The organism is Burkholderia sp. AU6039, from assembly GCF_002223365.1.
Classification (GTDB): domain Bacteria; phylum Pseudomonadota; class Gammaproteobacteria; order Burkholderiales; family Burkholderiaceae; genus Burkholderia.
This window is the reverse complement of the sequence record NZ_NKFK01000003.1, coordinates 838,838-860,206: the sequence shown is the minus strand read 5'-3', so window position 1 is coordinate 860,206 and position 21,369 is coordinate 838,838. Positions and strand designations below refer to the sequence as shown.

Below are 21,369 nucleotides of genomic sequence, written 5' to 3'. Positions count from 1 at the left end.
CCGAATCAGCGCCGCGCCGCGTCGAGCAACGCGCGCACCTCTTCGTCACTCGTCTGCTCGAAGCGCACGTAGAACTGGCTGATCCCGAAGAACACCAGCGGCAGCATCACCGTGACGAACGCGTCGGCCAGATCGTCGAACCCATGCCGTGTACCTGCCGGCGCGACCGGTGCAGCCGCGATGATCCGCGCCGGATGACGCTCGCGTAACGCCTGCAGCGCGACACGCATCGACGCGCCGGTCGCGACGCCGTCGTCGACGACGATCGCAATGCGCCCTTCGACCGGCAGCGGCGGCTCGGCGCCGCGGTACAGCGCTTCGCGTCGATGCAGCTCGGCCGTCTCGCGCGCGATCACGTCGGCGAGCTCGGCGTCGGGCACGTTCATCGAGCGGAGCACCGAACGCTGCAGATGAATCGCCCCGCCCGTCGCGATCGCGCCCATCGCGAGCTCGGGATCGTACGGCACGCCGAGCTTGCGCACGACCAGCACGTCGAGCGGTGCATGCAGCGCACACGCGACCGGATAGGCGACAGGCACACCGCCGCGCGGCAACGCGAGCACGACGACATCGCCTCGCCCCGCGTATTCGCGCAAAGCACCGGCCAGCTGGCAGCCGGCATCGGCGCGATCGGCAAAACACTCGAACACGATCGGCTCCCTGCCGTTGCGCCGGATGCGCGAAACCCGCGTCGGCGCCTGTCAACGAGCATGGTTCATCGGCCGCGCCGATGCAAGCAGGGTCACACCGGCACGCGCGGCGCCGACGGAAAGGGTCAGAGGCCGCCGGCCTGCCGGTACAGCCGCCAGAACGACTGGGCATAGGATTGCGCAAGCTCGGGCGCACGCTGGAACACGTTCACCGTTTCCGCATGCGCGGCCGCGCCTTCGGACAGCGTGGTCAGCGCGACGCTGTCGTCGACGATCACGAAGCGCGGCGCGGGATCGCCGTGCCGCGAATCGATCGCCACGTCGATACCGGAAGCTTTCAGATAGCCGGCGCCGCTGTACCGGCCCGCGCGCGGCGAACGCACGAGCACGACACGCACCTCGACCCCGCGCGCGCGGGCCGCGCGCAGCGCGCTCGCGACCGCCGGCGGCACGTGCGTGTAGCCGGCCAGCAGCACGCGGCGCTGTGCCTGCCCGATCAGGTCGACGGTCGCGTCGGCCGCCGCATTGTCATACGAAAAGTATGTGCCGACCGATGCGGCATCGGACGGAATCTGGGCGGCGTGGGCGCTCGCCGCGCAGCAAAGCGCGGCGAGAAGGAAGGCGGCTGGTCTCATGGCGGGCGCCATTGTAGCGACGCCAATTCGCGTGGCAAGCACCACCTGAGAGGCTGCTGCGCCGGCGCAACACACAGCGCAAAACGGGTGCCCGGCGAACGGGTCAGCGCGCGTTTTTCATGCGGCCGATCAGCCCGCCGCGACGCGTGAGAGCCAGCTCGCCACGCCGTCGACGGAGCGGAAATCCGCGAGGCTGCGCGCCGGCAGCGCCGGATAGGCACCACCGGCCATCTCGGCCAGCGCGCGGCCGGGACCAAGCTCGAGGAACGCGGTCGCACCGGCCTCCACGCACGCGGCAAGGCAGGCCGCCCACTCGACCGGCTCCGCGATCTGCCGCGCAAGCTTGTCTAGCCCGGCGTCGACGTCCAGCACCGATGCGCCATCGATCCCCGAAAACAGCCGCGTGCCGGGCAGCGGCCGCCGCACGTCAGTCGCAGCGAGCGACGCGCGAAACACCGGCACGGCCGCGGCGAGCCGGCGCGTGTGCGACGCGATCCGCACGCAAACGGGCGCGACGCGCAGCGCGCCGGCGCGCGACGCATCGTCGGCCACCGCGTCGACATCGGCCTGCCGCCCCGCGACCACGAACGCGTCGCCGGGATTCGCGATCGCGATCGCCGCGTCGCGACCGTCGCACAACCGCGCGAGTTGGGCACGCGTCAGGCCGCGTACGAACACCATCCGCTCGTCGCCGCCGCTCGCGGCATCCATCGCGCGCGCACGGGCATCGGCCAGGTCGAGCGCGGCGTCCGGCTCGATCATCCCCGCGACGCTCCACGACGCGACTTCGCCGACGCTGTAGCCGGCGACGCAGCGCCGGCGCGGCCACACCGCGTCGAGCAGCGCGGCGGCGGCGAGCGCCTGGACCGTGCAGAGAATCTGCGCGGCACGGTTCTCGCGCAGCGCGTCCGGCCCGGCCTGCCGGACCCACGCGCGCGGATCGTCGCCGAGGAGCCGGCCGGCGTGCGCGAACAGCGCGTCGGCCTGCGGCGCGGTGCCGGTCAGGTCGAACATGTCGGCGCGCTGCGCGCCCTGCCCCGAACAGAGGATGGCCAGCGTCATCGCGCACCCTCGTCAACTTCGAGCGCATCGACGAAGACGCTCATCGCGAGCAGGTCGGCCGCGCCGCCCGGGCTCAGCCGCCGTGCCACGAACGCCCGATGCGCGGCGGCCGCGCGCAGCCGCCAGTCGCGCGCCCGCACGCCGCCACGTGCCACGAACGCGCGTGCGGTTGCCCGCGCGAAGTCGAGGCCGGCCTGCCCGCCCCGGTGCAGCAGGTTCGTATCGTCGAGCGCGGCGATCAGCGCGAAGCACGCATCGACGCGCGCGGCTTCCGGGTCGCCCGGCAGGTCACGCTGCGCGCGACGCAGCGCGGGCAGCCCGACCGCATAGACGGTCGTGAAACCGTCGGCCGCCTCGCGACGTGCGCCGCCGACGCCGTAGCGGCGGCTCGCGCGTTCGCCGTGGCTGTCGGGCAAGCGCGGGCCGCCGAGGATCTCGGCACCCCAGCGGCGGGAGACGAACGCACCGAGCGTCATTCCGGCCGGCACGGCCCCCGGCATCGCGCGCCGACCGGCTGCCGCGCACAGCAGCCCAAGCCCGAAGATCGCGCCGCGATGCGTGTTGACGCCACCGGTCGCGGCGAGCATCGCGTGCTCGGCACGCAGCCCGATCTTGCGCAGTACGGCCATGTCCGCATCGCGCGCGCCCGCGTCGGCCAACTCGGCGAAGTACGGCCGCAGCACGGCGGCGCTGCGGGCGAACGTCGCGGCATCCATGTCGGTGTGACTGCCGGTGTCGACGTGACTGACGAGCCCCGGCTTCGGATAGGTCTCGATTTCGAGCACGAGGCTGCGCTCGGCCAGTTCGGCGATGCGCTCGGCTTCGGACGGCGCCGGTACGCGGCAGGCAGCCCATGCACTCATCGCATACCTCCGATGAATGCGTCGGCCGGCATCAGTTCGACGGTGATCGCGGTCTTGACCGCGACTTCAGGCTGCCGCGTGTGCAGTTCGCGCCAGTTGACGCCCGCGCCATCATCGCGCAGCAGTTCGCCGTCGATGCGCATCGGCGCGCGCGCGTCGATCGCCGCGAGGCCGTCGAGCAGCGGCGCGAGCGATGCAGGGTCCGGCAGCGGGAACACGATGTCGAGATCGGACGACGCCCCCAGGTAGGCTTCGCCCGTCAGCGCCTGCCATGCGAGGCTGCCGAACACGCGGCCCTGCACGCCGTAACGCACGCCGAGCGCATCGAGTTCGCGCAACGCCGTGTGCCATGCGTCGGGCGCGGCGACAAGCACGTCGGACAACGCCGGTAGCGGGCCGACCGTCGCGAGCGCGTCAGCCGCCGCGTTCAGCGCGATGCGCCGCTTGCCCGCGGAAGGCGGCAGCGGCAGGCCAAGCGGCACGCGACCGGCATCGGCCTCGTCGGGCGACGCGCGACGCACGATCAGCGGCCAGCCGCGCTCGGCCCACGCCTGCACGAGCGGATCGGCCGCGAGCGCGGGATCGCGCGCGAATGCCGCGCCCCACCCCGCCGCCGTCAGCGTGACGAGCGTGTGGCGGCGCAGCGGCAGCTCAACGTGCGGCACGCGCGAGTGCCTCGACGCGCTGGGCGACATCGGCGGCAACCGGCCGGCCGCGTGACGCACGCCGGTCGACGCGGTCGGCCGGCTTGCCGAGCCATTCAACGACCTGCGCGTCAAGCGCGCGGGCCGGATCGAGCACGGCGTCGACGGCGCCCATCTTCACGAGATTGTCGAGCCCCGGCGCGAACACCGGCGTCGAGCGCGACATCTCCTTCAGCACGTCGATCGGCAGCTTGGTCACGCGCGACATCGACGGCAGGTCCATCACCTCCGGCTCCGCGCCCGGCACCGCGAGCAGCGTGCGGGTCGCGAGCGCGGTCGCGATGAAGGCGCCCGCGGCCGTGTGGCCATACAGCACGCCGATCGTCCGGTGCCCGGCGAGATCCGCGTGCATCAGGCACTTCGCGAGATGCGACAACCCTTCGTTCAGGCCGAGCAGCTCGTCGCGCTTGCTCATCCGCTGGCTGTCGCTGTCGACCAGCACGAGGATCGGCGTGTCGCCGCCGCGTGCGATCGTGTCGAGCACGTGCGACGCGAGCGTCAGCGCCTCGTCGATGCCGAACGGCAAACGGTCGGCGACGCCGATCACGTCGACACGCGTGCCGGCCAGTTCCGCGTGGCCGGTCAGCAGCCCGCCGTGACGGGCGATCGAATGGCCTTGCGGGAACAGTGAATTCAATACTTCATCGAGCGTCATGCGGGCTCTCCTGCAGTTGGTCCGCGAGCGTGGCGAACGCATCGTCCGGCATCCCCGGGATCGCTTCCGGCGCGCTTGCACCGAGCGTGCGCCACACGTCGAGCGCATCCTTGCACGCGCCGAACCGTTCGACCCGCGCTTCGAGGCGGGCCTGCTCCGCGCGCAGCATCGCCGCATCGAACGTCGGCGCACGGCCGATCAGCGCGAGCGCCGCCGCACGGAACGCGTCGGGCGTGTCGGCCACGTAGCGATCCGCACCGCCGATCAGCCGTCGGTGCTTGCCGCCCATCGTGCGCCAGATCAGCGCGCGGTCCTTCGCATCGAATTCCTCGACGCCGCGATTGGTCTCGATCACTTCGGGGCCCGACACGCTGATGCGGCCCTGCTCCGATACCGCGAGCGCCGAGCAGCACGCGGCGAGCAACCCGCCGCCGCCGTAGCAGCCCGCACGCCCGCCGATCAGACCGATCACCGGCACGCCGGCCGCGCGCGCTTCGACGAGCGCGCGCATGATCTCGGCGATCGCGAGTTCGCCCGCGTTCGCCTCCTGCAGCCGCACGCCGCCCGTATCGAACAGGATCAGCACCGGCTTGCCGGTGTCGCGCGCGGCACGCAGCAGCCCGGTGAGCTTCGCGCCGTGCACTTCGCCGAACGCGCCGCCCATGAAGCGGCCTTCCTGCGCGGCGACGAACACCGGCTGGCCATCGAGCCGGCCGTGGCCGACCACCATCCCGTCGTCGAACTGCTGCGGCAGGTCGAACAGCGGCAGGTGCGGGCTCGTCACACGCTCGGCCGGGCCCAGGAATTCGCTGAAACTGCCGGCGTCCAGCAGCCCGTCGATGCGCTGCCGCGCCGATGCTTCGTACCAGCTCGCGGCGTTCGCGACGAACGCGGGCGTATCGCGCGTATCGTGGATCGCGTCGTTCATCATGCGTCCCCCTCGATCGCCCGCACCGCTTGCGCGAGCCGCAGCGACACCATGTCGGGCCGCGCGCCGCCGTCGTTGATCGACAGCTTCAGGCCGCCCGGCGTGCGCCGCTCGACGAAATCCGCGACGACGGCCTGCCACACCGCGCCGAACCCGACCGCCGCCGTGCGGATGTCGATCTCGCATTCGTTGCCCGGCAGCACGCGTTCGACGAGTACTTCGAGATTGCCGGATGCCACCACGCCGACGAGCGCCGCGGCCTGCTCGCCTTTCGCGCGCTCGCGCGCGGTGAAGCGATAGTTCAACTGTTCCATGCCCTTGTCCTTACCAGTTGCGGAACCGGGCCGGCGGCGCATACAGGCCGCCCGACCAGTGCACGAGATCCTTGATCGAACGCGCGGCGAGCCAGCGGCGGTCGGCGTCGAGCGGATCGATGCCGAGATCCTCCGGGCGACGGATCACGCCGCGTTCGCGCAGCCGCTCGACCATCTTCCGGTCGCGGCCGCGGCCGATTTCCGTATAGCCGGCGACGCCGCGGATCGCGTGCTCGCGTTCGTCCTTGTCGCGGCACATCAGCAGGTTCGCGATCCCTTCCTCGGTGACGATGTGCGTGACGTCGTCGCCGTAGACCATGATCGGCGCGAGGTCGAGCTGCAGCTTGTCGGCAAGCTTCAGCGCATCGAGCTTCTCGACGAACATCGGCACGTTCTTGTCGCCGAACGTCTCGCCGATCTGCACGACGAGCTTGCGGCCGCGCCTGAGCGCCGCCGGCGTGTCGGGGTCGGCCTCCGCGCCCGCCTTCAGCCACGGCTCGCTCGGATGGCGCCGGCCGCGCGCGTCGCTGCCCATGTTCGGCGCGCCGCCGAAACCGGCGATACGCTCGGCCGTGACCGTCGACGAATGGCCGGACAGGTCGATCTGCAGCGTCGAGCCGATGAACATGTCGCACGCATAGAGGCCGGCGGTCTGGCAGAACGCTCGGTTCGAGCGCAGCGACCCGTCGGAGCCCGTGAACCAGATGTCGGAACGCGCGCGGATGTAGTCGTCCATCCCGACTTCCGAGCCGAAGCAGTGGATCTGCTCGACCCAGCCCGACTCGATCGCGGGAATCAGCGTCGGGTGCGGATTGAGCGCCCAGTGCGAGCACACCTTGCCCTTCAGCCCGAGCTTCTCGCCGTAGGTCGGCAGCAGCAGCTCGATCGCGGCCGTGTTGAAGCCGATCCCGTGGTTCAGGCGCTTGATGCCGTACGGCGCGTAGATGCCCTTGATCGCGAGCATCGCGGTGAGGATCTGCGTTTCGGTGATCGCCGCCGGATCGCGCGTGAACAGCGGCTCGACGTAGAACGGCCGGCCTGCCTCGACGACGAAGTGCACACGATCGCCCGGGATGTCGACGCGCGGCACCTTGTCGACGATGCGGTCGACCTGCGCGATCACGATGCCGTCCTTGAACGCGGTGGCTTCGACGACGGTCGGCGTGTCTTCGGTGTTCGGGCCGGTGTAGAGATTGCCGTCGCGATCGGCGCTGACCGCGGCGATCAGCGCGACCTGCGGCGTGAGGTCGATGAAGTAGCGTGCGAACAGCTCGAGATAGGTGTGCACCGCGCCGAGCGCGATCTTGCCGCCGAACAGCAGCTTCGCGATGCGCTGCGACTGCGGGCCCGAATACGCGAAGTCGAGACGCTTCGCGATGCCGCGCTCGAACACGTCGAGATGCTCGGGCAGCACGACGCCCGACTGCACCATGTGCAGGTCGTGGATCTTCGCGCTGTCGACGTCGGCGAGCGCGGTGGCGAGCAGGTCGGCCTGCTTCTGGTTGTCGCCTTCGAGGCAGACGCGGTCGCCGGGCCGCAGCACCGCTTCGAGCAACGCCACGGTGTCGCGCGCATCGACCCGCTTGCCCTGCGCGTAAGCCGCGCCGACCGCGAGGCGTGCATCGCGCGCCTGCCGCGCGTGATTCCATCCCGTCATGAACAGTTCTCCCGCTTCGATGGTTCAGCGGCATTCTAAGCCTGGCGCCGCCGCCGATTGATGATGTTGACGAATGCGACTCAGAGGACGCCGCGATGGATACGGCCCACGCACGGGCCGCCCATCGGTCGGGCCTACGCGCCGACCAGCGCGCGCGTCGTGAAGAACAGCAGCGACGGCCCGAGCAGGCAGCCGACGCCCGTATGGAACGTCGCGACCAGCGCGCCGTACGGGACGAGCCGTCGGTCGGTCGCGGCGAGCCCCGCGCTCACGCCGCTGACGGTGCCGGCCAGGCCGCCGAAGATCATCGCGGAGCGCGGTGTCTTCAGGCCCATGAAGTTGGCCGCGACCGGCGTGCCGACCATCACGATGATCGCCTTGACCAGCCCCGTCGCGATGCTGAGCGCGATCACGTCGGAGCTTGCACCGATCGCCGCGCCCGTGACGGGGCCGACGATGTAGGTGACGGCGCCCGCGCCGATCGTCGTCATGCTGACCGCGTCGGTATAGCCGAAGGCGCGCGCGATGCACGCGCCGACGATGAACGGCAGCACGGTGCCGAGCAGCAGCGACACGACGCCGACGAGCCCGGCCTTGCGCGCCTCGGTCGGCTGCACTTCGAACGCGGTCGCGACGATCGCGAAATCGCGCAGCATCGCGCCGCCCATCAGGCCGATGCCGGCGAACAGCTTGACGTCGGCCAGCCCCTTCTCGCCGCCGGTGAATGCGCCGCCGACATAGGCCAGCACGAGACCGATCACGATCGCGATCGCGGAGCCATGCACGCGGCCGAACGTGAGCTTGCGCGACGCGATCGACGACAGCCACATGATCAGGCCGACCAGCGCGAACGACGCGACGAGCCCGTTGTGGGCGACGGTTTTTTCGAGCATCTGCAGCATGGCGGCCTCCGTTACCGTTCTTCGAATTGCGGCACGCCCGCGAAGGCCGTGTCGTCGCGCCCGGTGCGCACGAGTACCGCGATGCAGCATGCGCAGATCGCGACCGCGCCGACGGCGGCCAGCAGCGCGACCGGGCCGCCCTTCAGCGCGGCGACGACGTTCTGGTTCGCGGCCATCGCGACGACGACGGGAATGTACATCGCGCCCCAGAAACCGACGCCGGCCTCGGTCTCCTTCGGCAGCCAGCCGCGGCGGTGCAGCCACAGGCGCAGGCAGATCAGCAGCAGCATCGCGATGCCGACGCCGCCGACGTTGGTCTTCACGCCGATCGCGCTGCCGAGCAGGTCGCCGAGGAACAGTCCGGCCAGGTGGCAGAACGCCAGCAGCGCGGTTCCGTAGATGATCATGAGTCGTCTCCAGTCTCTTCGTGACGGGCGCCTGACGCGTGCGGGAGCCAGGCCCGCACGCCGATCCCGGGCGGACTGTCTGTCTCCTGCGGCGGGGCGCCGCGGCCCGGCGGCTCGTCGTGCGAGCGCGTTCTCGGGGTCGATGGGATGATGCGGGTTCGGGCCGGACGCCGGATGGCTTAGACTGACCGATACCATCGGCGGCGCGACACGGGCTACGCGTCCGGTGCCCCCCATTGGCGGAGGCCGCACTGGCGCGTGATCCGATACTAGCGCCGCATAATCCGGCCATTTATGAAGTTGTCGAAACCGATTCAGTGGATTTAGCAATGCGCCCGTTACCGCCCGAGCTCCTGCGCAGCTTCGTCGCCGTCGCCCAGTCCGGCAGCTTCACCGCCGCGTCCGAGCGCGTGAGCCTGTCGCAGTCGACCGTCAGCCAGCATATCCGCCGCCTCGAGGAGCTGCTCGACCGGCCGCTGTTCGAACGCGACACGCGCAACGTGCACCTGTCGCAGCACGGCGACGCGCTGTTCCGCTACGCGGTGCGCATTCTCGAACTGATGGACGAGGCCGTCACGTCGGTGTGCGGGCCGCCGCTGTCGGGCAAGGTGCGGCTCGCGATGTCGGAGGATTTCGCGTCGGCGCACCTGACGGCCGCGCTCGCGAGCTTCGTGCAGCGCAATCCGGAAGTCGAGCTCGCGATCTCGACCGGGCTGTCGGGCGACCTGTTCGACGCGCTCGACGAGGGGCGGCACGATCTCGTGTTCGCGAAGCGCATCGCCGGCAGCCGGCGCGGCCGCGTGATCCGCAGCGAGCCGCTGTACTGGTGCACGGGCCCCGATTCGCGGATCACCGGCCATGAGGCCGTGCTGCCGCTTGCGATGCATCCGGAGCCGAGCGTGTCGCGCCGCCGCGTGCTCGAATCGCTCGAGGCCGTCGGGCGGCCGTACCGGATCGCGGTCGTGAGCAGCAGCGTCGCGGTGTTGCGCGCCGCCGCGAGCGCGGGGCTCGGCGTCAGCGCGTTCGCCGGCTACGTGATCCCGGCCGGGCTCGCACGGCTCGACGCCGGGCTGCCCGAACTCGGCGAACTCGAATACGTGATCGACCGGCCGACGGCCGCGTCGCGTTCGACGCTCGCACTCGAAGCGACGCTGATTACTGCCGCGTCGGAGTTGTAGCCGCGCCTGGCGCGACCCACACACGGGGATCCCGCACCTGACAGCTTTGCCCGGAACGCGTCATCGTCCGCGCAGCACCCGCTCGCGACAATGGGACCCATCGGAACGCACGGCCAGCCGCCGCGCGCGTCCGGTACCCGTCCCCTTGATCGGAGCCCGCCATGAACAACGTCGTGCGATTCGCCGTCGCGACCGCTGCAGCCGCCTTGCTCTCCCCCGCCTTTGCCCAGACCGACGCTTCGGCCCCGGCACAACAGGGCCTGACACGCGCGGAAGTCATCGACCAGCTCAAGCAGGCCTATCTCGACGGCGAACTGCCGACCAACGACGGCAACTACCCGCCGGACGCCGCGACACGTTCGCGCAACCGCGAACTCGTGCAGGCCGTGAGCCCGGCGTGGCTGGCCCACACGCCGCCCGCCAGCCAGGCGACGTCGCAGCAATGACCGGCGCCGCCGCGCCGGCGCAACGCAATCAGGATCACGGCAGGAAGCTGCGGCGCCGCGCGTCGATCAGTTCGACGAGCAGGCGGTCGCGTTCGGCCGCGAGTTCCTGCATCGAGTGCTCGCCCTGGATCGTGCGCAATGCGTCGTTCAGCTTGCGATCGACGTCCGGATCGAATGACGGCGTGCCGAGATCGTCCCACCAGCTCGTGATCGGCCCCGACAGGTGCTCGAGAAAGTGCGCGATCCCGCCCGCGCCGCCGCCGAGGTGATAGGTCAGGCATTGCCCCATCAACCCCCAGCGCAGGCCGGGCCCCCATGCGACGGCCTTGTCCGCATCGGCCACGCTCACGACGCCTTCGCCGACGAGGTGATACACCTCGCGGAACAGCGCGGCCGCGAGCCGGTTCGCGACGTGGCCGGTCATCTCCTTGTTGAGGACGATCGTCTGCTTGCCGAGCGCATCGTAGAAATCCTTCACGCGCGCGATCACGTCCTGGCTGGTGGCATCGCCGCCGACCAGCTCGACGAGCGGAATCAGGTGCGGCGGATTGAACGGATGCGCGATCAGGCAACGCTCCGGATGCTTGTCGCACGCGGTCTGGATGTCCGACATCTTCAGGCCCGACGAGCTCGACGCGATCGGCACGTGCGCGGGCAGCACGTCGTCCATCTGCCGGTACAGCTCGCGCTTCAGGTCAAGCCGCTCCGGCCCGTTCTCCTGCACGAAGTCGACGCCGTCGAGTGCACGCACGAGCTCGGCGTCGAACCACAGCCGCGCGGAAAGTTCGGCGGCCCGGTCGCCGAGAAACGCGGCCAGCGCGTCGCGCAATCGCGTGTCGGCGTGCGGCGCCGGATCGGTCGCGACGACGTCGAAGCCCTGCGTCAGATAGAAGGCGGCCCAGCTCGCGCCGATCACGCCGGCGCCGACGATCGCGATGCGTCGAATGTCCATGATTGTCCCGTGTCGTTGGTCTGCAAACAGATCGCGGCGATTGTCGCATCGAATCGCGCGGGCCTGCATTGACGCAGATTGCGGACTCCCTCTTGAAATGCGCTTCGGCTGCCACTAATTACACGTCGTCGGGCAGTGCAGCATGCAGCGCACCGCCCCCGTTTCGACCCAGTGGAGCTTCCACGACGCGCCCGCCGCAGGCGTCGCGCCGTCACGTCTCCCGCGTTCCCTGTTCAGGAGGACCAACATGAGCGGTATCCATTTCGGCAGCGACCTGTTCGACGAATTCGCCCGCGTGCAGCGGCAAGTGGCCAGCCTGCTCGGCGATCGTCCGGCCGGCATTCGCGCGGTACGGCCCGGCGCCTTTCCCGCGCTCAACGTCGGCGCCACCGACGGCGCGATCGAGATCGTCGCGTTCGCACCCGGCATGGCCGCGGCCGATTTCGACGTGTCGATCGACAAGGACCTGCTGACGATCAGCGGCGAGCGCAAGCCCGCACCGCGCGGCGAGGGCGACGATCTGCGCACCTATGCGCAGGAACGCTTTCACGGCGCATTCCGCCGTGTCGTCGAGCTGCCGCGGGACGCGGATCCCGACCAGGTCAGCGCCCGCTACGAAAACGGCTGCCTGCTGATTCGCGTCGGCCGGCGCGAGGCATCGAAGCCGCGTGCGATCACCATTCAATAATATTCAGGATACCGACATGAATGCGAACCCGACCCTGGCCGAGCGTCAGACCCAAACCGTCCACCCCGCTGCCGCCGAAGCGGCCCGCCGGCCCGCCATCACGCCGGCCGTCGACATCGTCGAGGATCATCTCGGCGTCACGCTGCGGGCCGACCTGCCCGGTGTGCCGCGCGAGAACCTCGACGTGAAGGTGCACGACAACACGCTGACGATCGAAGCCGACACGCGTCTCGACACGCCGGCCGACCTGCGCGTGCGCCACGCCGAAATCCGCGCGACGCGCTATGCGCGCAGCTTCGTGCTGAGCCCGGACCTCGACACGGCGAGGATCGACGCGAACCTGCGCGACGGCGTGCTGACGCTGACGATTCCGCGCCGCGAGGAAACGCGTCCGCGCCGCATCGACGTGACGGCCGGCAACGCGTAAGCATTGGTGCGTGCCGTGATCCCGCACGCATGAAGAAGCCCCGCCGGGTACGCGCCCGGCGGGGCTTTTTTGCGCCATGCGGCGTAATCAGTCGAAGTCGAACAGGTCGAACACCGATTTCTTGCGACGCTGGCCGTCGTGCTTGTAGCGATCGTCGTGCGAGCGGCCATCGTGTCGGTCACGGCTGTCGTGCGAGCGAGCGTCGCGCCCCCATCCGCCGTCGTGGCCGCGCGGTGCTTGCGCATCGTGCCGCACGGCGGCTTCATCGCGGCGCGCGGGCGCGTCGCCGGTTTCGCGCGCGATCAGCTTGTCGAGTTCGCCGCGGTCGAGCCACACGCCGCGGCAGGTCGGACAGTAGTCGATCTCGATCGACTGGCGCTCGGCCATCAGCAGGTCGGGCGTCTTGCAGACAGGGCATTTCATCGCGTTTCTCCTTTCCGTGCGAATTTCGTCTGGATTCCATATGACGCACGTGACGCCGGCCACCGCCGCGGCAGCCGGGTCACGCGCGCCGGCTCAGTGGCCATCCGTCGGTGCCGAGCGCTTCGCCTTCGCGCGCCGCGCCAGCATGTTCATGCCTTCGACGAAAGCCGAGAACGCCATTGCCGCGTAGATATAGCCCTTCGGCACGTGCGAGCCGAAACCTTCGGCGATCAGCGTCATGCCGATCACGACCAGGAACGACAGCGCGAGCATCACGATGGTCGGGTTGCGGTCGATGAAGCGTGCGAGCGGCTGTGCAGCGAACAGCATCACGGCGACGGCGACGATCACGGCGACGAACATGATCGGCACGTGCTCGGTCATGCCGATCGCGGTCACGATGCTGTCGATCGAGAACACGATGTCGAGCATCACGATCTGGCCGATCGCGGCCCACATCGTCAGGCCGACCGCCCCGCCCGAACCGCCCGCGCCTTCATCGTCGCGCGACACGTGGTGATGGATCTCGGTGGTCGCCTTCCACACGAGGAACAGGCCGCCCGACAGCAGGATCAGGTCGCGCCACGAGAACGCATGGTCGAACAGCGTGAACACGGGTTCGGTGAGGCTCGCGATCCATGCGACGCTGCCGAGCAGCGCGAGGCGCATCACCAGCGCGAGCGCGATGCCGAGGCGCTGCGTGCGGGCGCGCTGCGCCTCGGGCAGCTTGTTGCTGAGGATCGAGATGAAGATCAGGTTGTCGATGCCGAGCACGACTTCCATCACGACGAGCGTCAGGAGCGCCGCCCAGACGGCGGGGTCAACGGCAAGCGTCAGCAGGTAGTCCATGAGATGGGGCCGATACGAAAGTGGAAAGCCAGATCATAGGCCGCCCCGAACTTCGGAAAAATCAGAGAGAATCTGATTTTTGGTTCGGTTTTTCCGAAATTTCGCTCCGATGCTCAATTTCCGACATCTGTACTACTTCTGGGTCGTCGTGAAGGAAGGCGGCTTCGCGCGCGCGGCCGCGCGGCTCGACATGGCCGTGCAGACCATCAGCGCGCAGGTGCGCGAACTCGAAAAAGCGCTCGGGCACCAGTTATTGCGCCCGGCCGGGCGCGGCGTCACGATGACCGACGCCGGCCAGGCCGCGTTTGCGCGCGCGGAGGTGATCTTCGAGATGGGGCGGCTGATCCCCGACGAAGTGCGCGCGGCGGCCAGCCAGCCGACCGTGCGGCTCGCGGTCGGCCTCGCGGACGGCATCTCCAAGCTCGCCGCGCACGCGCTCCTTGCCCCCGTGCTGGATACGCCCACGCTGCGGCTGCTGTGCCACGAAGGCGAGCACGATGCGCTGCTCGCGGAGCTGGCGCTGCATCATCTCGACCTGGTGCTGGCCGGCCAGGGCGCGCCGTCCGGCTCGAACCTGCGGGTGACGAGCGAGCGGCTCGTCGCGTCGCCGGTCGACTGGTATGGCCCCGCGGCGCTCGTCACGCCGGCCGCGCGGCAGCACTTTCCACAGTGCCTCGCCGACCTGCCCGTGCTGTTGCCGACCGCGCATTCGGCGCTGCGCGCGCGCCTCGACCTGTGGCTGGAAGGTGAACGGATCGTGCCGCGCGTGGCCGGGGAATTCGAGGACAGCGCGCTGATGGCCGTGTTTGCCGCGCGCGGGCTCGGCGTGTTCCCGCTGAGCGAACTCGGCGCGAACGACGCGTCGCTGCTGCGCGGATTGCGGCGGCTCGGGCGTGCCGGCGACGTGACCGAGGAGATCCACGCGATCCGCTCGCGGCGCGGCGAACACCATCCGCTGACGTCGCGATTGCTGGCCGCGGCACGCGGCGCTTCGGCCGACTGAAGCGAGCGCGACATCAAACGAAACTATAATGACGCCCCGGCCTTACGAGATTGCCGCGCGCTTCATCCAGGCACCGCCGTTGCGCGGCCTCTCGCCAAGCCTTCTGAAAGACGCCATGCACAACCGATTTCGCCTGTTTTCCGTTTCGTGCGCGCTCGCGGCCGCGACCGTGCTGGCGGCGTGCTCGTCGCCGCCCAAGCCGATCTACCAGCAGGAACAGTTCGACGCGACCAGCAGCCCGTACGCGCACACGTTCCACTCGAAATCCGACGCAGCCTGCGAGGCCGCGCGGCGCGCGCTGCTGAGCCAGGGCTATGTGGTGTCGTCGTCGCGCAACGATGCGGTCGACGGCAGCAAGAATTTCCAGCCGAACAACGACATGCACGTCGTGATCGAGTTTCACGTCGTGTGCGCGGACGCGAACGCGGACGGCACGTCGAGCATCGCGTACGTGAACGCGGTGCAGGATCGCTATACGCTGAAGAAGTCGAATACGTCGGCCAGTGTCGGCTTGAGCGTGTTCGGCTCGCTGTCGCTGCCGATCGGGTCGAGCGACGACGCGCTCGTCAAGACCGCCAGCGAGACGATTCCCGCCGGCGTGTTCTATGAGCGCTTCTTCAATCTCGTCGAGCATTTCCTGAAGATCGACCCGGCCCGCCGCGACCGCGCGACCGTCAAGGCCGCCGAGAAGGAACCCGTCGCGCCGCTGCCCGAACCCGCGCCGACGCCGCAAGGCGAGCCGATGAAGATGACGACCCCGGTCGTGCCGACGCCGCCCGCGGCGCCGGTGCCGCTTTCGTTGCCGGCGGTCGCGCCCGAGTCGGGGGCGAACGCCGTGCCGGCCGCGGCGTCGGCCGTGGTCGCGCCGGCGGCAATGCGGGCTGCCGCGCCGGTGGCGGCGTCGGGTGCGGGGTCGGTATCGGCTTCGGGTGGAGCGCCTGCAGCGGCCGCGTCGTCGACGCCCGCTCCGGCGTCCGGATCGGCATCCGCGCCGGTTTCGGCTTCCGTGCCGGCTTCCGCGCCTGCATCCGCTTCCGGCCCGGCATCGGCGCCGGCCGCTTCGGCACCGGCCGCTGCAACACCAACACCGGTCGCACCGGCGCCGGCACCCACCGCTTCGGCCCCCGTATCGGCATCGGCACCGTCGAGCGCATCGCCCGCGCCTGCCGCCGCCAACCCCGTCGCCTCGTCCGCACCGTCCGGCGCGAGCGCACCGGCCGCACACTGACCGGCCGTCCGTATCGTCGCGCCGGGCCCTATCCGACGCCGCGCGACGATACGCACACTTCTCTCTCATTCATCACGGGAATCTCCGCGCCGCCGGCTGCATACCCGTTGCGTCACTGACGTTGCTTCGATGCTTCGCGACGGTGTATGCGCAGCCGATGCCGACGTTCGCCGGGATCGGCTGCCGTCCGGCCGTCATCCGACAGGCCAGCCAGCGCCGGCTGCCCCGCCTTCTGCATCGCCGCACGCAGCGTCTGCATCGGCTCGACGGTCGCCGTCACGTCACCGCAGACGATCGCAGAGAGATCCGTCGTCGACCACCATCCGGCCGTCCCACGACAAACCGGCTAGCGCCAGCCGCCCCGCCTACCGCAACGTCGCACGCAGCGTCTGCATCTGCTCGACGGTCGCCGTCACGCCGCCGCAGACGATCACGGCGATCTCCTTCGCCGACGCGAGCCCGGCCACTGGCCGCTCGAGCGCGGCCAGCGCGGCGCCGCACGCGGGCTCGACGACGATCCGGTGCTCGTCGAGGAAACGCAGCGAGGCGGCCACCGCCTCGGCATCGGACACGACAACCGGGTGAATCTCGTGTCGCGCGGCCCATTCGACCGCCGCGTCGCACGGCCGCTTCGCGCCGAGCGACGTCGCGATGCTCGTGATCGCCGGCAATTCGACCCCATGCCCCTGCGTGAGCGAGCGCGCATAGCAGTCGGCGCCCGCCGTTTCGGCCGCGACCACCGGCACGTCGTGCCAGCCGTTGCGCGCCAGCCCTTCGAGCACGCCGCACAGCAGCCCGCCGCCGCCGACCGCGAGCACGATCGCGTCGGGCTTCGGGCCGGCCGCCGCCATCTCGTCGATCATCGTCGCGTGGCCCTGCCACAGCACGCGATCGTCGAACGGATGCACGAACGCATCGTGCTCGCCGAGCGCCGACTGCGCGAACGCATTCGCCTCGGCCCAGCTCGCCCCGTGCACGACGAGCTCGGCGCCCTCGACGCGGATCAGCTCGCGCGCACGGGCCGACGCGCTTTCCGGTACGACGACGAGCACCGGCACGCCGAGCTCGCGGCCGCAATACGCGACCGCGATGCCCGCGTTGCCGCCCGACGACGACACGAAGCGCCGCGCGCCGGCCGCGTGCCGCGCTTCGCAGACGGCGCCGATGCCGCGCAGCTTGAACGAGCCCGACGGCTGCAGCGCATCGAGCTTCAGCCGGATGGTCCTGCCGAGCCGGCGGGATGCGATTGGCGAGCAAAGATAAGGGGTCGGGATATGAAGCGGCATGAGGGACCAATGGGAACGGAGGGAACGGGGGAACGCACGCGACGTGCGACGGCGAGCGGCAATGACGGCCATCGTACGGCACGCCTTCCATGCTTTCCAATACCATCGAATGGCGTTTGCTATGCTCCACAGGTATATCGATAAACCTGAAGGGATGCCGCATGCGCCAGATCGAATTGCGTCACCTGCGCTACTTCGTGGCCGTCGCGCAAGCCGGCAGCGTGATGGCCGGCGCCCGTGCGGCCGGCATCGTCCAGCCGGCGCTGTCGCGACAGATCCGCGAACTCGAGGACGCGGTCGGCACGCCGCTGCTGGTGCGCCGCGCAACGGGCGTCACGCTCACGGCGGCCGGCGCCAGCTTCCTGCGGGACGCGACCGGCCTGCTCGCGACGCTGCAGGACAGCCGTGAGCGCGCGCTGCGCAGCGCGGCCGGCCAGCTGGGCGAGTTGCGGCTCGGTGCGTTGCCGAACTGCCTGCCGCTGCCTGTCGTCGGCACCGTCCTCAAGGCGTTTCGCGACGCGTGCCCGGACGTGAAGCTGTCGATCGCGCCGATGCTGTCGGCCGAACAGGCGAATGCGCTGATGCGCGGCCAGCTCGACGGCGGGATCATGGCGTGGCGTCAGGACGAGGCGCCGCACCTGTCGGGCGTGCGGCTGCTGAGCGACCGCTTCGTGCTCGCGATGCCCGCGCCGCCGGGCGGACGCTTCACCGCGCCGCGCACGCTGGCCGACGTCGCGAACGAACCGTTCGTCTGGTTCGACGCGCAGCGCTCCGCCGCGCACCACCGGTTCCTGATGGCGCAGTGCCAGCAGGCCGGCTTCACGCCGCGCATCGCGCAGGTGGGCAGCGACATTCCGACGTTGATCGGCCTCGTCGCGGCCGGGATGGGCTGTGCATTCGTGCCGGAAAGCGCGTCGCCGACCTGCCCGCACACGGTCCGGCTCGTCGCGCTCGACGAACTCGCGCGCCGCTTCGACATCGAGTTCGTGTTCGACGGTGCGGCCGTGCCCCCGTCGCCCGTCGTCGCGCGGTTTCTCGAAGCCGTGCGTGATGCGACCGGCGAAGCGAGCGAAGCGGGCTGAGCGGGCTGAATGCGCAACAGGTGCGGCGAACTCACCCGGCACTTGAGCGACCCGATTCGCGATGCCGAATGACGGGCGCAATCCCCTCCCGCCCAACCGTCGCTTCGACTGCCGAAACACGCTAAACAACCGCATCTTTTTTGCGCAAATTCTTTCAAAACAATGACGCCGGACGCCGCAGCACCGGTGTTTTTAAATTGACACCAAAAACGGCCGTTTAACGTCGCTTCGAATTGTCATGGTCCGAAATATACTGCGCGCGCATCCAACCCTCGTGCCAAAGAGAGGATGCGTTTCCGCCCCGGTCACGGTCCCCCTGTGATCGGGGCTTTTTTTGGCCGCGGGCCTTGCCTGCAAAGGGTTTTCGGCGATGATGCGAGATTCGCCCGGCGTGATGCCGGGCGACTAAGCGGCCCATCCGATCCGCGCGGCCACCCATCACCGGGCAGTCGAAGGGCGGCTTCCCGCTCATCCGCGGGGGCGACCGTCAGCCCGCGTCGAAGCGACGATGGATCGTGATCTCCCGGCCTGAAGCCGCATGCCGCACTTTACAAATATCTTTCACAAAAACATCGCTTTCATCCGCTCCACCGCCGGGCTTCAGGCGTTCGCTGCATTGTTGACATGAAATCAAGATAATTTCGTCCGTACCCGGCTTTTTCCGCAAAAGTCATGCAGGCACACTTCACCCTGTCCTCAACGGCCCCTGCCGTTGTCCCTCGACTACAGGAGCCCATCGCGTGAAGACCACGACTTCCTCTCCTTCCCGCCCGGGCGGCAGCGCCGCGCTGCCGCTGCTGGCACTCGCCGCCGGTGCATTCGGCATCGGCACGACCGAGTTCTCGCCGATGGGCCTGCTGCCCGTGATCGCCGACGGCGTGCACGTGTCGATTCCGCAAGCCGGCATGCTGATCAGCGCCTATGCGATCGGCGTGATGGTCGGCGCGCCGCTGATGACGCTGCTGCTCGCGCGCTGGTCGCGCCGCTCGGCGCTGATCGCGCTGATGTCGATCTTCACGATCGGCAACCTGCTGTCGGCGTTCGCGCCGGACTACACGACGCTGCTGCTCGCCCGCCTCGTGACGAGCCTCAACCATGGCGCCTTCTTCGGACTGGGCTCGGTGGTCGCGGCCAGCCTCGTGCCGCGCGAGAAGCAGGCCAGCGCGGTCGCAACGATGTTCATGGGTCTCACGATCGCGAACGTCGGCGGCGTGCCGGCCGCGACCTGGCTCGGCCAGATCATCGGCTGGCGCATGTCGTTCGCGGCGACCGCGGGCCTCGGCCTGGTTGCGATCGCCGGGCTGTTCGCCGCGCTGCCGAAGGGCGAAGCCGGCAAGATGCCCGACCTGCGCGCCGAACTCTCGGTGCTGACGCGCCCCGTCGTGCTCGGCGCGCTCGGGACGACCGTGCTCGGCGCCGGCGCGATGTTCACGCTCTACACGTATGTCGCGCCGACGCTCGAACACCTGACCGGCGCGACGCCCGGCTTCGTGACCGCGATGCTGGTGCTGATCGGCGTCGGCTTCTCGATCGGCAACATCGCGGGCGGGCGCCTCGCCGACCGCTCGCTCGACGGCACGCTGATCGGGTTCCTGCTGTTGCTGATCGCGACGATGGCCGCGTTCCCGGTGCTCGCCCGCACGCATGCGGGCGCCGCCGTCACGCTGCTCGTGTGGGGAGTCGCGACGTTCGCGGTCGTGCCGCCGCTGCAGATGCGCGTGATGCGGGCAGCCCACGAAGCGCCGGGCCTCGCGTCGGCCGTCAACATCGGCGCGTTCAACCTCGGCAACGCGCTCGGCGCCGCGGCCGGCGGCGCGGTGCTCTCGGCGGGCTTCGGCTATGCGGCCGTGCCGCTCGTCGGCGGACTGATCGCCACGGCCGGGCTCGCCCTCGTCTTCGTGCAGATCGCGCAGCAGCGCCGCGCACCGGCCGCCGCGAATTCGTAATCGCGACACGTCGCGCCGGTCGTGCGCGACGGGCCGCCGCACGTGGGGCGAACACACTCACGGCCGCGCAATGCGGCTGTCTTCGTTTTCACTCGTCAATGCCGATTCACCGATTCGCCAATCAGAAAAATCGGGAAATTCGGCACATCTTGCATCGCTGCAAATCCGATTCATCACGGAAAACTGAAAACGATTCAATCCGCCCGAACGATTCAACGCCTGCCCATTTCGATTCACCGGGCATTTCAGTCAGCCATTCCGCATCGGCCGTTTCAATCCACTGCGTCAATCGGAAAAATCGATTCGCACCCCGCCACAACCGCGAAGCTATTGCCGCATCGCAGGAAAATCTTTCGCTCGCACCGCACGAGAGAAAATCGAAAACCGTAATGTTTTCCGGCTTTATTCCATCGCCCTCCGGCTTTACTGTAACAAAATGAAACAGCCCGGACATTGCGATTGAAAGACTCATCAATCCGTATCAGCATTCGCAATGCCGTGGCATGCGAAGCGCGGCATAAATCCAATGAAAAACCGCTCGATGAGGGATCCGTGTGAAAGTCGCCATCGCTTCCACGACATTGTCGCTCGCGCTGTCAATCGGCCTGTCGACACCTGCCGCCGACGCCGCCACTTATTCGAACGGCACTGCGACCGCCACCTTCAACGTCACGCTGACACTGCAGCCGAACTGCACGATCGCCGCGAACCCGCTGGCCTTCGGCACCAACGGGGTGCTGGCCACGGCAATCAACCAGCAGACGACCGTCAGCGTCACCTGTACCAACACGACGCCGTACAACGTCGGCCTCGACGCGGGCTCGGTCACGGGTTCGAGCGTCGCGAGCCGCCTGATGGCCGGCACGTCGACCGGCAACACGACGACGACCGTCGGCTTCCAGCTCTACCAGGACGCCGGGCGCACGACGATCTGGGGCAACACGCAAGGCACGAACACCGTGGCCGGCACCGGCACGGGCGCCGCGCAGGCGTTGACCGTCTACGGCCAGGTGCCCGCGCAGGCGACGCCGAAGCCGGACACCTATCAGACGACCGTCACCGCAACCGTCTACTTCTGACCGGC

25 protein-coding genes are annotated in these 21,369 nt (G+C 69.4%); 9 read left to right on the top strand and 16 right to left on the bottom strand.

Going from position 1 to position 21,369, the window contains the following annotated elements; translation table 11 throughout:
* Window positions 1-5: 5 nt before the first annotated feature.
* The 11 genes from CFB39_RS06705 to madL all read right to left on the bottom strand — a co-directional run bounded on the left by CFB39_RS06705 (window position 6) and on the right by madL (window position 8,777).
* Window positions 6-650, bottom strand: coding sequence for a phosphoribosyltransferase (locus tag CFB39_RS06705; RefSeq protein ID WP_089472516.1), 645 nt, complete (start codon window positions 648-650; stop codon window positions 6-8).
* 125 nt (window positions 651-775) lie between these two features.
* Window positions 776-1,297 carry a phospholipase D-like domain-containing protein gene (locus CFB39_RS06700; protein WP_089472515.1) on the bottom strand — a complete coding sequence of 174 codons (522 nt, stop codon included), beginning with the start codon at window positions 1,295-1,297 and terminating at the stop codon, window positions 776-778.
* Window positions 1,298-1,414: 117 nt separating this feature from the next.
* The gene (mdcH, locus tag CFB39_RS06695) at window positions 1,415-2,347 is read right to left on the bottom strand and encodes a malonate decarboxylase subunit epsilon (RefSeq protein WP_089472514.1); all 933 of its coding nucleotides are present in this window, start codon (window positions 2,345-2,347) and stop codon (window positions 1,415-1,417) included.
* The gene (mdcB, locus tag CFB39_RS06690; RefSeq protein ID WP_089472513.1) at window positions 2,344-3,210 is read right to left on the bottom strand and encodes a triphosphoribosyl-dephospho-CoA synthase MdcB; all 867 of its coding nucleotides are present in this window, start codon (window positions 3,208-3,210) and stop codon (window positions 2,344-2,346) included. Before mdcB ends, mdcH begins: the two co-directional genes overlap by 4 nt.
* Window positions 3,207-3,875, bottom strand: coding sequence for a malonate decarboxylase holo-[acyl-carrier-protein] synthase (gene mdcG / locus CFB39_RS06685; protein ID WP_089472512.1), 669 nt, complete (start codon window positions 3,873-3,875; stop codon window positions 3,207-3,209). Before mdcG ends, mdcB begins: the two co-directional genes overlap by 4 nt.
* Window positions 3,862-4,569 (bottom strand): biotin-independent malonate decarboxylase subunit gamma, encoded by a 708-nt coding sequence (mdcE, locus tag CFB39_RS06680; protein WP_089472511.1) that lies wholly within the window; start codon window positions 4,567-4,569, stop codon window positions 3,862-3,864. The genes mdcG and mdcE overlap by 14 nt, the downstream gene beginning before the upstream one ends.
* Entirely contained in the window at window positions 4,556-5,500 is a 945-nt protein-coding gene (locus CFB39_RS06675; RefSeq protein ID WP_089472510.1) for a biotin-independent malonate decarboxylase subunit beta, read from the bottom strand. Before CFB39_RS06675 ends, mdcE begins: the two co-directional genes overlap by 14 nt.
* Window positions 5,497-5,811, bottom strand: a complete 315-nt coding sequence (gene mdcC / locus CFB39_RS06670) for a malonate decarboxylase acyl carrier protein (RefSeq protein ID WP_047900325.1) — start codon at window positions 5,809-5,811, stop codon at window positions 5,497-5,499. The genes CFB39_RS06675 and mdcC overlap by 4 nt, the downstream gene beginning before the upstream one ends.
* 10 nt (window positions 5,812-5,821) lie before the next feature.
* Window positions 5,822-7,468: a malonate decarboxylase subunit alpha gene (gene mdcA, locus CFB39_RS06665; RefSeq protein ID WP_089472509.1), complete on the bottom strand. Its 1,647-nt coding sequence runs from the start codon at window positions 7,466-7,468 to the stop codon at window positions 5,822-5,824.
* Window positions 7,469-7,602: 134 nt separating this feature from the next.
* Window positions 7,603-8,370: a malonate transporter subunit MadM gene (madM, locus tag CFB39_RS06660; protein ID WP_027784056.1), complete on the bottom strand. Its 768-nt coding sequence runs from the start codon at window positions 8,368-8,370 to the stop codon at window positions 7,603-7,605.
* Between the two features lie 11 nt (window positions 8,371-8,381).
* On the bottom strand, window positions 8,382-8,777 hold the full coding sequence (madL, locus tag CFB39_RS06655) for a malonate transporter subunit MadL (protein WP_089472508.1): 396 nt from the start codon (window positions 8,775-8,777) through the stop codon (window positions 8,382-8,384).
* A 329-nt stretch (window positions 8,778-9,106) separates the two neighbouring features.
* Here madL and CFB39_RS06650 point away from each other — a divergent pair, with 329 nt between their 5' ends.
* The gene (locus CFB39_RS06650; protein ID WP_085040476.1) at window positions 9,107-9,955 is read left to right on the top strand and encodes a LysR substrate-binding domain-containing protein; all 849 of its coding nucleotides are present in this window, start codon (window positions 9,107-9,109) and stop codon (window positions 9,953-9,955) included.
* A 161-nt stretch (window positions 9,956-10,116) separates the two neighbouring features.
* Window positions 10,117-10,401, top strand: a complete 285-nt coding sequence (locus tag CFB39_RS06645) for a DUF4148 domain-containing protein (RefSeq protein WP_089472507.1) — start codon at window positions 10,117-10,119, stop codon at window positions 10,399-10,401.
* 34 nt (window positions 10,402-10,435) lie between these two features.
* Here the strand turns inward: CFB39_RS06645 and CFB39_RS06640 are convergent, their stop codons facing one another.
* On the bottom strand, window positions 10,436-11,353 hold the full coding sequence (locus CFB39_RS06640; protein WP_089472506.1) for a 3-hydroxyacyl-CoA dehydrogenase NAD-binding domain-containing protein: 918 nt from the start codon (window positions 11,351-11,353) through the stop codon (window positions 10,436-10,438).
* A gap of 247 nt (window positions 11,354-11,600) precedes the next feature.
* Here CFB39_RS06640 and CFB39_RS06635 point away from each other — a divergent pair, with 247 nt between their 5' ends.
* Both CFB39_RS06635 and CFB39_RS06630 read left to right on the top strand, forming a co-directional pair.
* On the top strand, window positions 11,601-12,041 hold the full coding sequence (locus tag CFB39_RS06635; protein ID WP_089430871.1) for an Hsp20/alpha crystallin family protein: 441 nt from the start codon (window positions 11,601-11,603) through the stop codon (window positions 12,039-12,041).
* Between the two features lie 16 nt (window positions 12,042-12,057).
* Window positions 12,058-12,468, top strand: a complete 411-nt coding sequence (locus tag CFB39_RS06630; protein ID WP_089472505.1) for an Hsp20/alpha crystallin family protein — start codon at window positions 12,058-12,060, stop codon at window positions 12,466-12,468.
* Window positions 12,469-12,555: 87 nt separating this feature from the next.
* Here CFB39_RS06630 and CFB39_RS06625 read toward each other — a convergent pair whose 3' ends face one another.
* Both CFB39_RS06625 and CFB39_RS06620 read right to left on the bottom strand, forming a co-directional pair.
* Window positions 12,556-12,891, bottom strand: a complete 336-nt coding sequence (locus CFB39_RS06625) for a zf-TFIIB domain-containing protein (RefSeq protein ID WP_089472504.1) — start codon at window positions 12,889-12,891, stop codon at window positions 12,556-12,558.
* 93 nt (window positions 12,892-12,984) lie between these two features.
* Window positions 12,985-13,740, bottom strand: coding sequence for a TerC family protein (locus CFB39_RS06620; protein WP_089472503.1), 756 nt, complete (start codon window positions 13,738-13,740; stop codon window positions 12,985-12,987).
* 109 nt (window positions 13,741-13,849) lie between these two features.
* On the opposite strand from CFB39_RS06620, the gene CFB39_RS06615 reads away from it, so the two are divergent.
* Together CFB39_RS06615 and CFB39_RS06610 are read left to right on the top strand one after the other, a co-directional pair.
* On the top strand, window positions 13,850-14,743 hold the full coding sequence (locus tag CFB39_RS06615) for a LysR family transcriptional regulator (RefSeq protein ID WP_089472502.1): 894 nt from the start codon (window positions 13,850-13,852) through the stop codon (window positions 14,741-14,743).
* 115 nt (window positions 14,744-14,858) lie between these two features.
* On the top strand, window positions 14,859-15,971 hold the full coding sequence (locus CFB39_RS06610) for a DUF2242 domain-containing protein (protein WP_089473234.1): 1,113 nt from the start codon (window positions 14,859-14,861) through the stop codon (window positions 15,969-15,971).
* Between the two features lie 365 nt (window positions 15,972-16,336).
* On the opposite strand, the gene CFB39_RS06605 is transcribed toward CFB39_RS06610, so the two are convergent.
* Window positions 16,337-17,257, bottom strand: a complete 921-nt coding sequence (locus CFB39_RS06605) for a pyridoxal-phosphate dependent enzyme (protein ID WP_089472501.1) — start codon at window positions 17,255-17,257, stop codon at window positions 16,337-16,339.
* 161 nt (window positions 17,258-17,418) lie between these two features.
* Here CFB39_RS06605 and CFB39_RS06600 point away from each other — a divergent pair, with 161 nt between their 5' ends.
* Both CFB39_RS06600 and CFB39_RS06595 read left to right on the top strand, forming a co-directional pair.
* Window positions 17,419-18,339, top strand: a complete 921-nt coding sequence (locus CFB39_RS06600) for a LysR family transcriptional regulator (RefSeq protein WP_089472500.1) — start codon at window positions 17,419-17,421, stop codon at window positions 18,337-18,339.
* Window positions 18,340-19,079: 740 nt separating this feature from the next.
* Window positions 19,080-20,285, top strand: a complete 1,206-nt coding sequence (locus CFB39_RS06595; protein WP_089472499.1) for an MFS transporter — start codon at window positions 19,080-19,082, stop codon at window positions 20,283-20,285.
* Between the two features lie 121 nt (window positions 20,286-20,406).
* Here CFB39_RS06595 and CFB39_RS39230 read toward each other — a convergent pair whose 3' ends face one another.
* A complete protein-coding gene (locus tag CFB39_RS39230) occupies window positions 20,407-20,757 on the bottom strand; it encodes a hypothetical protein (RefSeq protein WP_144030236.1) in 351 nt (116 codons plus the stop codon).
* Window positions 20,758-20,878: 121 nt separating this feature from the next.
* Between CFB39_RS39230 and CFB39_RS06590 the strand changes: the two genes are divergently transcribed.
* Window positions 20,879-21,364, top strand: a complete 486-nt coding sequence (locus CFB39_RS06590) for a spore coat U domain-containing protein (protein WP_373452675.1) — start codon at window positions 20,879-20,881, stop codon at window positions 21,362-21,364.
* Window positions 21,365-21,369 lie beyond the last annotated feature (5 nt).

Excerpts from the sequence above, each read along its gene's own strand:
- CFB39_RS06700 (WP_089472515.1), bottom strand. The coding sequence starts at position 1,297 with ATGGCGCCCGCCATGAGACCAGCCGCCTTCCTTCTCGCCGCGCTTTGC.
- mdcH (WP_089472514.1), bottom strand. The coding sequence starts at position 2,347 with ATGACGCTGGCCATCCTCTGTTCGGGGCAGGGCGCGCAGCGCGCCGAC.
- mdcB (WP_089472513.1), bottom strand. The coding sequence starts at position 3,210 with ATGAGTGCATGGGCTGCCTGCCGCGTACCGGCGCCGTCCGAAGCCGAG.
- mdcE (WP_089472511.1), bottom strand. The coding sequence starts at position 4,569 with ATGACGCTCGATGAAGTATTGAATTCACTGTTCCCGCAAGGCCATTCG.
- CFB39_RS06675 (WP_089472510.1), bottom strand. The coding sequence starts at position 5,500 with ATGATGAACGACGCGATCCACGATACGCGCGATACGCCCGCGTTCGTC.
- mdcC (WP_047900325.1), bottom strand. The coding sequence starts at position 5,811 with ATGGAACAGTTGAACTATCGCTTCACCGCGCGCGAGCGCGCGAAAGGC.
- mdcA (WP_089472509.1), bottom strand. The coding sequence starts at position 7,468 with ATGACGGGATGGAATCACGCGCGGCAGGCGCGCGATGCACGCCTCGCG.
- madM (WP_027784056.1), bottom strand. The coding sequence starts at position 8,370 with ATGCTGCAGATGCTCGAAAAAACCGTCGCCCACAACGGGCTCGTCGCG.
- madL (WP_089472508.1), bottom strand. The coding sequence starts at position 8,777 with ATGATCATCTACGGAACCGCGCTGCTGGCGTTCTGCCACCTGGCCGGA.
- CFB39_RS06650 (WP_085040476.1), top strand. The coding sequence starts at position 9,107 with ATGCGCCCGTTACCGCCCGAGCTCCTGCGCAGCTTCGTCGCCGTCGCC.
- CFB39_RS06645 (WP_089472507.1), top strand. The coding sequence starts at position 10,117 with ATGAACAACGTCGTGCGATTCGCCGTCGCGACCGCTGCAGCCGCCTTG.
- CFB39_RS06640 (WP_089472506.1), bottom strand. The coding sequence starts at position 11,353 with ATGGACATTCGACGCATCGCGATCGTCGGCGCCGGCGTGATCGGCGCG.
- CFB39_RS06635 (WP_089430871.1), top strand. The coding sequence starts at position 11,601 with ATGAGCGGTATCCATTTCGGCAGCGACCTGTTCGACGAATTCGCCCGC.
- CFB39_RS06630 (WP_089472505.1), top strand. The coding sequence starts at position 12,058 with ATGAATGCGAACCCGACCCTGGCCGAGCGTCAGACCCAAACCGTCCAC.
- CFB39_RS06625 (WP_089472504.1), bottom strand. The coding sequence starts at position 12,891 with ATGAAATGCCCTGTCTGCAAGACGCCCGACCTGCTGATGGCCGAGCGC.
- CFB39_RS06620 (WP_089472503.1), bottom strand. The coding sequence starts at position 13,740 with ATGGACTACCTGCTGACGCTTGCCGTTGACCCCGCCGTCTGGGCGGCG.
- CFB39_RS06615 (WP_089472502.1), top strand. The coding sequence starts at position 13,850 with ATGCTCAATTTCCGACATCTGTACTACTTCTGGGTCGTCGTGAAGGAA.
- CFB39_RS06610 (WP_089473234.1), top strand. The coding sequence starts at position 14,859 with ATGCACAACCGATTTCGCCTGTTTTCCGTTTCGTGCGCGCTCGCGGCC.
- CFB39_RS06605 (WP_089472501.1), bottom strand. The coding sequence starts at position 17,257 with ATGCCGCTTCATATCCCGACCCCTTATCTTTGCTCGCCAATCGCATCC.
- CFB39_RS06600 (WP_089472500.1), top strand. The coding sequence starts at position 17,419 with ATGCGCCAGATCGAATTGCGTCACCTGCGCTACTTCGTGGCCGTCGCG.
- CFB39_RS39230 (WP_144030236.1), bottom strand. The coding sequence starts at position 20,757 with ATGAGTCTTTCAATCGCAATGTCCGGGCTGTTTCATTTTGTTACAGTA.